Annotated in this window: 12 protein-coding genes and 1 pseudogene; all 13 read right to left on the bottom strand. The window is 44.5% G+C overall.

All coding sequences use genetic code 11. The features are described 5' to 3' along the window. Nucleotides 1-444 (bottom strand): annotated as a pseudogene (locus IQQ51_RS27300) (flagellin); the annotation flags it as partial. 417 nt (nucleotides 445-861) lie between these two features. Next, nucleotides 862-2,055: a flagellar hook-associated protein FlgL gene (flgL, locus tag IQQ51_RS17460; RefSeq protein ID WP_065675599.1), complete on the bottom strand. Its 1,194-nt coding sequence runs from the start codon at nucleotides 2,053-2,055 to the stop codon at nucleotides 862-864. Between the two features lie 10 nt (nucleotides 2,056-2,065). Next, nucleotides 2,066-3,946 (bottom strand): flagellar hook-associated protein FlgK, encoded by a 1,881-nt coding sequence (gene flgK / locus IQQ51_RS17455; RefSeq protein WP_193841668.1) that lies wholly within the window; start codon nucleotides 3,944-3,946, stop codon nucleotides 2,066-2,068. A 209-nt stretch (nucleotides 3,947-4,155) separates the two neighbouring features. After that, nucleotides 4,156-5,082 carry a flagellar assembly peptidoglycan hydrolase FlgJ gene (gene flgJ / locus IQQ51_RS17450; protein WP_193841667.1) on the bottom strand — a complete coding sequence of 309 codons (927 nt, stop codon included), beginning with the start codon at nucleotides 5,080-5,082 and terminating at the stop codon, nucleotides 4,156-4,158. Nucleotides 5,083-5,093: 11 nt separating this feature from the next. Beyond that, nucleotides 5,094-6,185, bottom strand: coding sequence for a flagellar basal body P-ring protein FlgI (locus IQQ51_RS17445; protein ID WP_017076828.1), 1,092 nt, complete (start codon nucleotides 6,183-6,185; stop codon nucleotides 5,094-5,096). A gap of 94 nt (nucleotides 6,186-6,279) precedes the next feature. After that, the gene (flgH, locus tag IQQ51_RS17440) at nucleotides 6,280-7,056 is read right to left on the bottom strand and encodes a flagellar basal body L-ring protein FlgH (protein ID WP_017064132.1); all 777 of its coding nucleotides are present in this window, start codon (nucleotides 7,054-7,056) and stop codon (nucleotides 6,280-6,282) included. A gap of 87 nt (nucleotides 7,057-7,143) precedes the next feature. Beyond that, nucleotides 7,144-7,932: a flagellar basal-body rod protein FlgG gene (flgG, locus tag IQQ51_RS17435; RefSeq protein ID WP_017062259.1), complete on the bottom strand. Its 789-nt coding sequence runs from the start codon at nucleotides 7,930-7,932 to the stop codon at nucleotides 7,144-7,146. A 21-nt stretch (nucleotides 7,933-7,953) separates the two neighbouring features. After that, entirely contained in the window at nucleotides 7,954-8,703 is a 750-nt protein-coding gene (locus tag IQQ51_RS17430) for a flagellar basal body rod protein FlgF (protein ID WP_019825277.1), read from the bottom strand. Nucleotides 8,704-8,956: 253 nt separating this feature from the next. Beyond that, nucleotides 8,957-10,261 carry a flagellar hook protein FlgE gene (flgE, locus tag IQQ51_RS17425; RefSeq protein ID WP_193841666.1) on the bottom strand — a complete coding sequence of 435 codons (1,305 nt, stop codon included), beginning with the start codon at nucleotides 10,259-10,261 and terminating at the stop codon, nucleotides 8,957-8,959. Nucleotides 10,262-10,310: 49 nt separating this feature from the next. After that, complete coding sequence (gene flgD, locus IQQ51_RS17420) at nucleotides 10,311-11,024, bottom strand: flagellar hook assembly protein FlgD (protein ID WP_010439286.1); 714 nt, start codon at nucleotides 11,022-11,024, stop codon at nucleotides 10,311-10,313. 17 nt (nucleotides 11,025-11,041) lie between these two features. Next, nucleotides 11,042-11,455 carry a flagellar basal body rod protein FlgC gene (gene flgC / locus IQQ51_RS17415; protein WP_017631739.1) on the bottom strand — a complete coding sequence of 138 codons (414 nt, stop codon included), beginning with the start codon at nucleotides 11,453-11,455 and terminating at the stop codon, nucleotides 11,042-11,044. Nucleotides 11,456-11,459: 4 nt separating this feature from the next. Next, nucleotides 11,460-11,855 (bottom strand): flagellar basal body rod protein FlgB, encoded by a 396-nt coding sequence (gene flgB / locus IQQ51_RS17410; protein WP_004736175.1) that lies wholly within the window; start codon nucleotides 11,853-11,855, stop codon nucleotides 11,460-11,462. Nucleotides 11,856-12,110: 255 nt separating this feature from the next. After that, nucleotides 12,111-12,403: CheR family methyltransferase (locus IQQ51_RS27295; RefSeq protein WP_228012958.1), on the bottom strand; the 293-nt coding region annotated here is incomplete at its 5' end.

Below are 12,403 nucleotides of genomic sequence, written 5' to 3'. Positions count from 1 at the left end.
CTGGAACGATGCTTCACCAAATGAACCGTTCAATAGACGACGGCCACCAAATGAGGTTGTCTCTGCGATACGGTTAAGCTCATCTTGAAGTGCCGAAGACTCTTCATTGAGCGCGGTACGTTCAGCTGCGGTGTTAGTTCCGTTTGATGATTGAATCGCCAGATCACGCATACGTTGCAGTACGTTGGTTGATTCATTCATCGCGCCTTCAGCAGTTTGTGCAATTGAAATACCATCATTGGCATTACGCATTGCAACGTCTAAACCACGTGATTGCGCCGTTAAACGGTTAGAGATTTGCAGACCGGCTGCATCGTCTTTCGCGCTGTTGATTTTATGCCCTGATGACAAACGTTCCATAGAGGTCGCTAAATCATTAGACGCTTTATTCAGGTAACGTTGTGCTGTCATAGCAGAAACGTTAGTGCTTACATTGATAGCCATTTTGCTCTCCTTATGAGTCCGCAAAGTTTCTGCGAAGCGGCCAGCTTTACTCTCATATGGATAAGCACTGACCGTGTATTACTCGATAAACCTATACAAGGTTTAAGATCTGTATTAATCATTTATAACCAACACAGTTACAAGTTATGTGCCAAGTTTAATCTCCTATAAATAATTTTTTAATTATCTAAAAATCAAAAACTTACACACAACACTGCGCAATTATTACTTTCTTCTATTAGAAAGTGAAAAATATTCACCTTCCTTATTGCCGTTTTTTGCCGCTATTTTAGAAACATCACGCTCCGTACAAAAAAGCGGCAAACTGTGGCGTCATTCGCTCGTATGGCATAGCACATACGGCAAGGAATCAACGCCATGGTGATCGACAAGTCACCATTAAATGTCGATTGAACATTAAATATAGTTAAACAAGGTCAGGTCTTTGGTTTTGCCAAACGCTTGTTGAGAAGCTTGTAATGCTCGAGAGTTTTCATTGAACTCAATGATCGCTTTCGAGTAATCCAAGTCTTCAAAGTTGCTTTTTGCTTTCGCTAAAGACAGCTTAAAATCTTCATGCTGCTGCTCTTGGATATCGAGCGTATTCAATCGCGCACCGACATCCGTTCTCGCTTTGGTCAAATGAATAAACGCAGCATGGAACTCTTCAGTTGCTTGTTGCAACTTTGCCGTCGCTGATGCGTCAGACACTGATGATTCTGCAAGTTCTGCTGCATCTTGGAAGGTGTCAAATATTGAAAATGAGCTTCTTGGCTCCAAAGTAATCGAATCACCTTTGGTTATTTGGCCTTTGATTTGAATACTCAAACCTTCATATTCAATACCTTTAGATGGTTCAAAATCTTCTACAGACACCGTGCTGCCATCTTTTTCGAGTTGATAAGCAAATTTGCCATTTTGCATATCTACAAAAGTAATTTTGTAGGTTGATTCGTCTTGAAAAGATTCATTTGTTGCTCTTTCAAGTAGCAATGCGGAGGCTGGCTGCAAATCATATTGAGGTTCATAATCACCGAATGGATTATCGATCTCCATAAACAACTTGCTACCCGGATCATTCATCGCCATTTCAAAACTGCTTGCCACACGCATCTTGCGTTGATAATCGTCTCCGGCATAACTGACATGGCCCTTGTTATCTCGGAAAAATGGCTGATTCTTAGGTTTTGTACCTGCAAATGTATAGTTACCTGACTCATCTTGGGAGTTAGACATATGCAAAAAATTACTAGCTAACTCTTGAATTTCACGTCTCTTTGCAAGGCGGTCTTCTGGAGATAATGAACCGTTAACCATTTCCATCACGGTACGTTTTGCTTCATCAGCAAAATCCTCTGAATTAGAAATCATAACTTCTTGATGTTCTAATCGATTACGAACCAAGACTATTGCGTCGCTATATTGCTTTAGTTGTTCTGACTGCTGACCAATGTTCTGCAAATAGTGCGTCGCCAATGGGTCATCACTTGGCGACTGTAACTTCTTACCGGAAGCAAGTTGCGCTTGGTTGTGATGCACCTTGTTCTCTTGACGGCGCAAGTCATTTTGTACTGACTGATAATTATGGAAGCTAGAGATACGATTCAACATTTATACCATCCTATCTCAGAGCCAAAATAGTGTTAAACGTATCGTTGGCTGCTTGCATGATGCGTGAAGAAGCCATATACGCTTGTTGAAATTTCATCATATTTGCCGCTTCTTCATCGAGGTTTACTCCCGAGATAGAAGCAATACGCTCTTGAGCCGACTGTTTTTCTAACCTCGCGATATCACTCAAGCGATTGGCCGTTGAAGATTTCAAGCCCGTATTGGTATTCAAGTTGTGGTAAAGGTCTAAAATCGTAGACTCACCCTCATTCAACAGCTTTCCTGTTTGAAGATCTTGTAGCTTACGAAGGTTACCGTTATCACCTTCTGATGGGACAAGGTTTGCCGTAAACTTGTCGTTTGCCACCGCGCCTGGAGTTAACTCAAATGTTGTACCGTTGATGGTCACTGGGCCTTCAGGCGGATACGGTTGAGGCTGCATTAAAATGTTGCCCTTAGGATCGGTAACCGCAAACTGCTCACCCTTCGGTGATACAATCACTTCGAACTCACGCAATTGACCTGCCGCTAAGATTTTGAACCCAGCAGTACCCTTGGCAAACGTAGTCGATGCTTCATAGCTTTGTGCGGCAATGTCTTTCGGGTCTTTGGTTTCCATCTGTATTTGAGCAGCAAAATTGCGAGTTGGACGCAGTAACAGCTTCTCTCCTAGTTCAGGAGGATTACGTACTTCCACTCGCATGCCATCAAGATAAAAAGCACTACCGCTAGAGTCGGTCGCCATCTTAACGGTCTCACCGTTCGGCTTAGTCACGACATAATCACTGCCATCGTATTTCAGGCCATACTCACCGCCTTTTAAAGCAGAGGTATCATCAATGTATACCGCAACATCGGCTTTCGATTGCCCGCTAGCCGTGACACGAGATTTTGCCACCAGCTCTGAGTTCACGTCGGTAAACAGGTCCTTACCTACGTTGCCGTTAAGATCCAAACCTTGTTCTTGAAGACTATTTACCTCGTATGAAAACGCGGTCGCCAAACGACCAAGCTCATCCATGATTGCCGGGATATGTTCGTCACGCATGTCTAGCATGGCGCCGATTTTTCCGTCGATATCACTGCTGGTGATCGGTTTTAAAGACTTACCTTCAACAATCGCTAGGCGGCGCTGATGTGTATCGGGTAATCCATCAACCATTTTTAATTGGCTTGCTTCACTACCAGAGACCAAGGTGTGGCCATTACCAATATGGACATTAAACCCTTCGGCATTTGAGCGTGGTGTCACCGTTACTTTGGTGTAACCAGAAAGCTCATTAATCAACTTTTCGTGCTGATCTCGTAGGTCATTATGAGGCCCAGGAGTTCGCATCATTAAACGCTGAACATCACGGATCTCGTACGCAAGTTGGTTAACTCGCTCAATACCCATATCTAATTTTTTATTAGTAGAATCAGATTGTTGACGAACCGTTTCATGGAATTCATTTAACGTCTTGCTGAGTAGTCCAGCCTTTTCTAATACAACTTTTCGAGCACCGACATCATTCGGTGTATCGGCTAATGTTTTAACCGAATCAAACCATTCGTTGAGGTTTTCTGGAATCTTCTTAGAAGCAACCGATGACAGCATACTCGACAGCATATCGAGGTTAGCTTCGGTGTCGCCTTTATTGGCGGCATTGGTTGTCGATAAGTTAAGTTCGTTGACGGCAAATTGGTCCCAAGAGCGGCGAACATTTTCCACATGCACACCCATACCGTAGCTTTGGCCACCGTACTGACGCGGGTCATTCACACCTTGAATCACAGATTGGCGGCTATAGCCCTCTGTGTTGGCGTTAGAAATGTTATGACCTGTGGTGTTTAGCTGTCTCTGAGCAGTAAGAACACTTTGTGCCCCTACATTCAGAAGATCCGACGCCATAATGCCCCCAAAAAACTTAACAAAATCAGGATAAACTGATTAACTACCAGTTTAAAAAGCAATATATGTGCCAATAGAGACAGTCGAGAGATAAAAGACAATAATTTATTGAAGTGTAAGGAGATAACGACAGACTTCGCTGCAAACTTTCAGGGGATAGATAAGAAAATAGCCTGCCTATGGCAAGCTCTCGAGTACATTCAATAACGCTAGTTCATCTCGTCAATCTTGGCTTTCACTCGCAGAACCTTGTCTGCATAGTTAGGATCCGTTGCGTAACCTGCTTGGTGAATACCTTTGATGAAATTCTCTGAGTTACCTTGATGCTGCAATGCCGTTTCGTATCTTGGGTTTTCATTCAAGAACTTCACATAGTCGTTAAAGCTATCTTCAAAGTTTGAGTAAGAACGGAAAGAAGCGGACTCTTTAACCGCAGTTTTACCATGGAACTCAAGCGTCTGCGTAGCAACCTTATCACCCTTCCAACTTCTGTCTGCTTTGATGTTGAATAGGTTATTACTGTTGCCCAAAGAGTTCTTAATCATTTTAGAACCCCAACCCGTTTCAAGAGCTGCTTGTGCCAATAGTAGAGACGAGTCCACTCCAAGCGCACTTGCCGCTTTTTCAGCGTAAGGCTTCATTGAAGTCACAAACGATTCTGGAGAATCAAAGGATACTGGCTGTTTTGCTTTAGACGCAACTTGGGCAGATTGAACGTCTGACACTCGCTCTTCCGAACGGCCTGAGTATTGTGGTCGTTGCAATGAAGCATCAAAGCCTTCACTGCGAACTTTCTCTTCAGACGCATCGCTTGCTTGGCCTGCGCTTAGCTGAGCTACGATCATATCCGCAAGACCTAACGAACCTGAAGCGCTCAACTCACTCGCCATTTGGTCATCTTGCATCTGACGATAGAACTGCTCATTCTGGCTGTTCAGCATATCTGACTTAAAGCTCGAGTTCGCATCGCGCATCGACTTAAACAACATCGAGGTGAAAATCGATTCAAACTGTTTTGCCGCAGCAGTTAATGCTTCTTTCTCGCTACCTTCTTCACCGTTTACTGCTTGTTGACGAAGACGGTCTAGGCTGCCGATGTCATGAATAAAGCCGATGTCATTGTTATTCTTAATCATGCTTTGCCCCCTTAGATAATGATCAACTGGCCTTCAATCGCACCCGCTTGTTTCAGTGCTTGAAGGATTGCCATTAAATCAGAAGGTGCAGCGCCCACTTCATTGACTGCGCGGACCAAATCGTCCAGCGTTAGGCCAGGTTCAAATTTGAACATCTTGCCATCGCCTTCCGTGATTTCGATATCTGAATCAGGAACCACTACCGTTTGGCCACCAGAGAATGCATTCGGTTGGCTTACGTTTAGATTTTCTTTGATTGCAACCGTCATACCACCGTGGGTGACCGCCGCCGCTCTTAGACGAACGTGCTTACCAACTACAATAGTTCCGGTACGAGAGTTAACAATGATTTTTGCAGAGCCCTCTGCAGGATCAAATTCGATGTTTTCGATTGCCGACAGGAAAGCCACGCGTTGGCTGATTTCTCGAGGAGCGCGAACTTTTACAGACGTCGCGTCTACCGCAGACGCCATCTGTGGACCTAGGAAGTTGTTAACCGCATCAGCCAAACGCTGAGCCGTTGTGAAATCAGATTGAATTAGGTTAAAGGTGATGTAGTCGCCACGGCCGAATGGGGTTGGGATCTCTTGTTCTACTGTTGCACCGCTAGAGATGATACCCACGTTAGGGTTGTTACCGACAATCTTGGAACCGTCGTTACCTTGCGCACTAAAGCCACTTACCACTAAGTTACCTTGCGCGACCGCATACACTTGACCGTCTAGACCTTTCAGGAATGTCTGTAGCAAGGTACCACCACGAAGGCTTTTTGCTGAACCGATAGAAGACACTGTTACGTCAACTTCCTGACCTTGCTTAGAGAATGCCGGAAGTTCAGCGGTAACAATTACTGCCGCTACGTTTTTGGTTTTTGGCTTAGTGCCGGGCGGCAATTGAATGCCAAAATTTTGCAGCATCGCGTTAAACGTTTGATCGGTAAAGGGAGTTGTTTCACCTGTACCCGGCAAACCAGTCACCAAACCATAACCGACAAGTTGGTTACTGCGAACACCCGCCACTTTTGCCACGTCTTTGATACGCGCAGCATGGGCACTGGTGGCAAGAAATAGCATGCCGAATAGTACGAGTGTTAGTTTTTTCATTGAGTAACCTGTCTGTATTGCTTTAATTTATAATAGCTTAGCTAAATATGGCTGCATGATAGAGGCTGTCAGTATGTAGACACCCTCTCAAGCTCTACAGTGATACATTAAAGAATCGTGCCAAGAATCCAGGCTCTTGCATATCTTTCTGTACGCCAGTTCCTGAGTACTGAATTCGCGCGTTAGAAACACGGTTTGAAGCGATGGTATTTTCGAAGTCAATATCGTCTGGACGGATGGTGCCGCTTAGGCGGATGTACTCATCGCCGGTGTTCAGTGTCATCCACTTCTCACCACGAACCACTAGGTTGCCATTAGCTAATACTTCGATCACTTCTACGGTGATGTAGCCGCTGATGCTGTTACTTTGGTTGGCTGACGCATCACCCGCAAAGGTATTGGTGTTGCTCAGGTCATAAGAGAAGTTGTACTTGTCGATCGTCAGCTCTTGACCACCAACGGCCAGTGGCTCCATCGATGCATCATTCGACTTAGACATGTCTGCGTTGGCTTTTTTGGTCGCTCGAGTATTCTCATCTAGCGCCACAGTAATGATGTCACCAATACCACGCGGTTTTGAGTCGTCATACATGCTGCCAATGTGATTCACATTGAACAATGAGCCCGTTGCCGCTGCGTAATGCTCTGGTTTCTGCTTTGGGTTGATTGGCGCCCATGCTGGGTCACCAGCAATTGGGTCGGTTCTACCACGAAGCGTATCGATAATGCCTGAGCTCTCTTGCGCCGACTTATCACCTTCCACAGCATCAACCACTGTGGTTGCATTTTCTTCTGCCGGAGTCTCAATCGGGTCCAGCACAGCACACCCCGACATAGACATAAACAAAGCTAAACAAAAAATACGTTTCATGGCGATATACTCTCAGCAGGCAGTGGTAAATGGGTCAATTAGCAAAAACAGATCGATTAATTAAAAAGTAAACGGCGAATAAACCAATTACAGCTGTTGGTTAACAAAGCTCATCATCTTGTCTACTGACGAGATAACTTTCGAGTTCATTTCGTATACACGCTGAGCTTCAATCATGTTTACCAGCTCTTCGGTTACGTTTACGTTCGATGTCTCTAGCATCGACTGGCGAATGTTACCTAGGCCATCAAAACCCGGAACACCCTCTTGTGGGTCGCCACTCGCACCAGTTGGCAAGTAAAGGTTTTGACCTACAGGTTCTAGACCGCCTGGGTTTACAAAGTCAGTAATGGTAATTTGACCAACCACGACGTTGTTTTGCTCACCACGTAGACGAACCGATACTTCACCGTCGTTACCAACCGTTACTGAGATCGCGTCTTCAGGAATCACGATTTCTGGTTGTAGAGGGTAACCTTGGCCCGACGTTACGATCGCGCCTTCACCGTTCAGTGTGAACTGACCATTGCGGCTGTAACCTGTTTCACCGTCTGGCATTTCAACTTGGAAGAAACCGTCGCCTTCAATCATCATGTCTAGGCTGTTAGACGTCGTTTGTGCGTTACCGTGAGTATGCACTTTTTGAGTTGCGACGACCTTAGAACCGGCACCCAGCATCAAACCACTTGGTAGCTCAGTATTCTGAGATGATTGACCACCCGGTTGATTAATATTTTGGTAGAACAAATCTTCAAATACCGCGCGGCTCTTTTTAAAACCAATGGTCGAGGCGTTGGCAAGGTTGTTCGAAATCGTTGAGATATTGGTTTGTTGGGCGTCTAAACCCGTTTTACTTACCCATAATGCTGGATGCATAGTAATGTCCTTTAAATTCTATTAGCTCATACGAAGCAGTGAATCAGACGACTTGTCCATTTCCTCTGCTGTGCTCATCATCTTGACCTGCATTTCAAACTGACGTTGTAAGTCAATTAGGCTGGTCATTTCACCTACGGCATTTACGTTACTGCCTTCGATAGCACCTTTTAGCAACGTTACCGCTGCATCTGCTTCGTATGCCTGATCTGGGTTTTTCGAACGGAATAGACCATTCGTATCTTTAAACAAACTTTGGTTGTCTGGACGCACAAGCTTAATACGATCAACCACGGCCAATTCTTCAGCTGGAGCGCCTTGAGGAATTACCGAAATCGTACCGTCAGTACCAATTTCTACTTTACTGATTGGAATTGGCAGTGTGATTGGCGCATCGTTTTCACCTAGCACCAAATGGCCACTTGCGTTAGTTAGCAAACCGTTTTGGTCAACCTTTAGATTACCGTTACGCGTTAAACCTTCGCGGCCGGTGTTATCCATAACTGAAATCCAGCCATCACCTTGAACGGTAACATCGAGATCTCGGCCAGTGGTAACCACACTACCTTGCGCGAAATTATGACCAGGACGCTCTGTCATGCTGAAAACACGAGTAGGCATGCCTTCACCATACGCTTGCATTGAACGTGCTTGTGCTAAATCAGCACGGAAACCCGTTGTACTTACGTTGGCAAGGTTGTTTGCACGTAGCTGCAAAGCCTGCATATTTTGCTTTGCGCCACTCATGGCAAGAAACAGTGCGCGATCCATAATTTTGCTCCAAAAAATCATCTTCTAGAGCTTATAAAGCAAACACTGTGCCAATATTTTTAACCGTTATTTATCAATAATTTAAACAGGAAATGAACAAAGAGGGGTGATCATTAAAGGATCATTCAGGAAGAATTGTTGCCAGTGGCATTACCGTGCGGCAATAGGGGCGGCAAATAAGAAGACAAACAACAATACCCAATTCAATAATATTGAATTGGGTATTCGCAGATGATTCAAACGCTCGAAACGATTAACGAATCTGAAGAATATTCTGTTGTAGCTGGTTGTGTACTTCTAGAGAACGTGAGTTCGCTTGGAAGTTGCGTTGAGCAGAAATCAAATCAACCAGCTCTTGAGTCATATCGATGTTCGACTGCTCTAACGAGCCGTTGTTGATGCTACCAAATGAACCTTTGTTCGATTCACCCCAGATCTTATCGCCAGAGTAACTAGTAGAATCCCATTGAGTACCGCCTTTCTTATCCAGACCTTGCTCATTTGGTACACGAACCAAGCCTACACGGCCAAGCATCACATTTTCACCATTTGAGTAAGTACCCAGAACACTGCCGGCTTCATCAAAATCAACCTTAGTAAGGAAACCCGTTGTTGCACCATCTTCATCAAACTTAGTCAATTCAAATGGAGCAGCAAACTGAGTTGAGGAGTCTAGACCAAAATTAAGTGTTTGAGTTACATCGGCACCATTTAAGTCAATCGGAGTCGTACCTGAACCTAGCTGCTCAGAAATAATCGGCTGGCCATTATTTAGATTCGCTAAAGTACCGTCATTGTTAAAGCGCATAGTGTGACCGATATGACCTGTTGCGTTGGTAGCGTCACCACCGGTAATGTTGACTGGCTTTTCACCTTCACCATCAGTCATCGTGTAGTAAGTTTGCCAAGTATTAGGTTGGGTTTGATCTTTGAGGTAATAAGTCGTTAACTTGTAAGACTGCCCCATAGAATCGTATACCGTCGAAGATGTTGAACGATTATAAGTATCAGAATCATTGAAATTAAATGCAGCCGGGTCTTTAAGATCACCATTCGCCGGAAGGTTAACCCCGACTTCAATATTACCTGTTTGCTTTGGCTTACCAAACTCTGCAGGAATGCTTAATGGCTTTGGGGCATATGAAGATACTTCACCACTTGCAGGATCAACTGCATAACCAAGAAGAAACTCATCATTTGAGGTTACCATGTAGTTATCTTTATTAAGGTGAAATGCTCCATTACGAGTTAATTCATTAATCTCTGGCACCATGCGATCTTTAGCTACAGCAAAAAAACCTGTACCACTAACTCTCAAATCCATTGGGTTATTCGTATAAATACTTGAACCTTCGTGAAATTGTTGCGCCACTTTGCTAGCTTGCGCACCGCCACCAGGGGTGGTTTTTCCGTTAGTGAACAACGAGCTTGAATAAACATCACCAAACTCGGCACGAGACTCTTTAAAGCCAAATGTGTTTGCGTTCGCAATGTTGTTACTGGTTGTATTCAGGTCTAATTGTGCAGCGGATAAGCCGCTTAAAGCTACATATGACATTCCATTATTCTCCTAATCTATCTAGCTAGCATAGTCACTCAATAAAGAGCTACGCTTTACCAACTTCTAGTACTTCAGCAAGTCGTACTGGCGATGTGAAACCAGCCAGATTGAGTAGTACGTTGCCATCGCCCTTACCAAGAAGCACACTGTTCACGTTCGCATAACTGGAAACTTGGAACTCTGTGTTCTCGCCATCCAGCAAACCCGACGCTTTCACGTTGTATTTACCGGCCGGCAATGGGTTACCGTCTTCGTCTTTTCCGTCCCATTCAACACGTGTATCACCAGATGGTTTAGAGCCGATATCAAATGTGCGAACCAATTGGCCAACTTCGTTCTCAACACGGACCATTACATTGTCCATTGCCTGAGGAAGCTTAACCATTGCCGCCATACCGCCATCACCGGGTTTTACACCTGCCGCACCAGGAACCAATACATCACGGCCAACCAAAGAGGATGCCTGAAGTGCTTGGTTAGAGGTCATTGATGAATTCAAGCTTTCAAACTGTGTATTCATTTTGCCAATGCCATCTACGGTCGCAAATGAAGCCATTTGCGCAATCATCTGGTCATTGCTAACCGGCTTGAAAGGGTCTTGTTGTGCTAGTTGCTTAGTCAACAAAGATAAGAAGTCTTCTTGTTTAAGATCCTGCTTACCTGTTGTTTCGTCGGGCTTCTTAGCGCCATCTTGAAGACTCTTCAGCTGGTCAACATAGGACAAGCCGCTTTGACCAACATTGTTGTTGATTCCAGCCATGTGCTACCTCCTTATCCTTATTGACCCATCTGCAGCGTACGCAGCAGCATTTGTTTACTCGAGTCAGCAACCTGTACGTTCGTTTGGTACGCACGTGATGCCGAAATCATGTTTGCCATCTCTTCCATAACGTTCACGTTAGGCTTGTAGATGTAGCCTTCGTTGTTCGCTAATGGGTGGTCCGGGTTGTACTCCGCGCTCAGCGGCTTATCGCTTTCTACAATACCTAATACTTTCACAGGCACAGTGTGGTCACTGTTGCGTGCTCGATTTAACTCAGCGCCAAACACTGCGTGACGAGCCTTGTAAGTTTCTTCAGCAGAACTACTTACACTGTCCGCGTTCGCAAGGTTGCTCGAGGTCGTATTTAGACGAACAGATTCAGCACTCATCGCAGAACCAGTCACATTGAATACATTAAATAAGCTCATCTAATTATTCCCCTTTAATCGCTTTAGTTAAATTCTTGAACTTACTTCCTAAGAAGTCGAGAGAGGCTTGATGCCTAATTTGGTTTTGCATGAAAAGGTTTCTTTCCAAATCCAAATCAACCGTGTTGCCATCTCCTGTATCAGGTTGTGTAGGAATTCGATACTTCGTTTCCCCGTTCACCGTTGTTGAGGCAGAAATGTGCCGACCATCTGTACGGCTAAGACCAATGCTTGCCCCAGAACTTGCCGCTTGCAGTGATTTCTTAAAGTCTAATCCCTTTGCTTTATACCCAGGCGTGTTTGCTTGCGCGATATTGGTGGAAAGCACCTCAGCGTTACGCTCACGTACACCAACTGTGTGCTGGTGAATGCCCAAAGCATTATCAAAAGAAATAGCCATGTAAACCTCAACTCAAGAACTGACTGTTATGAAATAACCAAAGCAATATATATACCAACTTTTAAAACAAAGCGGTCTATCAATGCTTTTACAGGTTACTCGTGGGTAAACTTGCAATATACAAGCCAAAAAATAGAGTAAATTGGAATGTCACTCTGACTTAAAGATATAGCTTAAGCAGGAAAAAGAAAACCCAGCACTTGGCTGGGTTTTAAATTTAGACGGTAACGTTACACCTAATATGGGTGTCGCTCGTTACTTTAATTTGTAGATGATGCCTGGATTACAGCGAACCATTTCAAAACGATCCGTTAAGCCTGTTAACGATTCAGACGCACCCAATAGTAAGTAACCACCAGGGTTCAGGCTATTTGCCATCTGGTTAAGTACCTTTGACTTCATATCAGGCGAGAAGTAAATCAGCACGTTACGACAGAAAATGATGTCGAACTTGCCTAACAATGCATAGCTGTCCATCAAGTTCTGAGGGCGGAAGTTCACCATGCGCTTGACGTTATCTTTCACTTTCATACGGCCATCGCCCGCAT

It is taken from the genome of Vibrio sp. OPT18 (assembly GCF_015163615.1).
Classification (GTDB): domain Bacteria; phylum Pseudomonadota; class Gammaproteobacteria; order Enterobacterales; family Vibrionaceae; genus Vibrio; species Vibrio coralliirubri.
This window is presented reverse-complemented; position numbering and strand designations above follow the sequence as displayed.

Bases quoted from the DNA above. Each gene is read 5' to 3' on its own strand.
- flgL (WP_065675599.1), bottom strand. From the start codon at position 2,055: ATGTTGAATCGTATCTCTAGCTTCCATAATTATCAGTCAGTACAAAAT.
- flgK (WP_193841668.1), bottom strand. From the start codon at position 3,946: ATGGCGTCGGATCTTCTGAATGTAGGGGCACAAAGTGTTCTTACTGCT.
- flgJ (WP_193841667.1), bottom strand. From the start codon at position 5,082: ATGATTAAGAATAACAATGACATCGGCTTTATTCATGACATCGGCAGC.
- IQQ51_RS17445 (WP_017076828.1), bottom strand. From the start codon at position 6,185: ATGAAAAAACTAACACTCGTACTATTCGGCATGCTATTTCTTGCCACC.
- flgH (WP_017064132.1), bottom strand. From the start codon at position 7,056: ATGAAACGTATTTTTTGTTTAGCTTTGTTTATGTCTATGTCGGGGTGT.
- flgG (WP_017062259.1), bottom strand. From the start codon at position 7,932: ATGCATCCAGCATTATGGGTAAGTAAAACGGGTTTAGACGCCCAACAA.
- IQQ51_RS17430 (WP_019825277.1), bottom strand. From the start codon at position 8,703: ATGGATCGCGCACTGTTTCTTGCCATGAGTGGCGCAAAGCAAAATATG.
- flgE (WP_193841666.1), bottom strand. From the start codon at position 10,261: ATGTCATATGTAGCTTTAAGCGGCTTATCCGCTGCACAATTAGACCTG.
- flgD (WP_010439286.1), bottom strand. From the start codon at position 11,024: ATGGCTGGAATCAACAACAATGTTGGTCAAAGCGGCTTGTCCTATGTT.
- flgC (WP_017631739.1), bottom strand. From the start codon at position 11,455: ATGAGCTTATTTAATGTATTCAATGTGACTGGTTCTGCGATGAGTGCT.
- flgB (WP_004736175.1), bottom strand. From the start codon at position 11,855: ATGGCTATTTCTTTTGATAATGCTTTGGGCATTCACCAGCACACAGTT.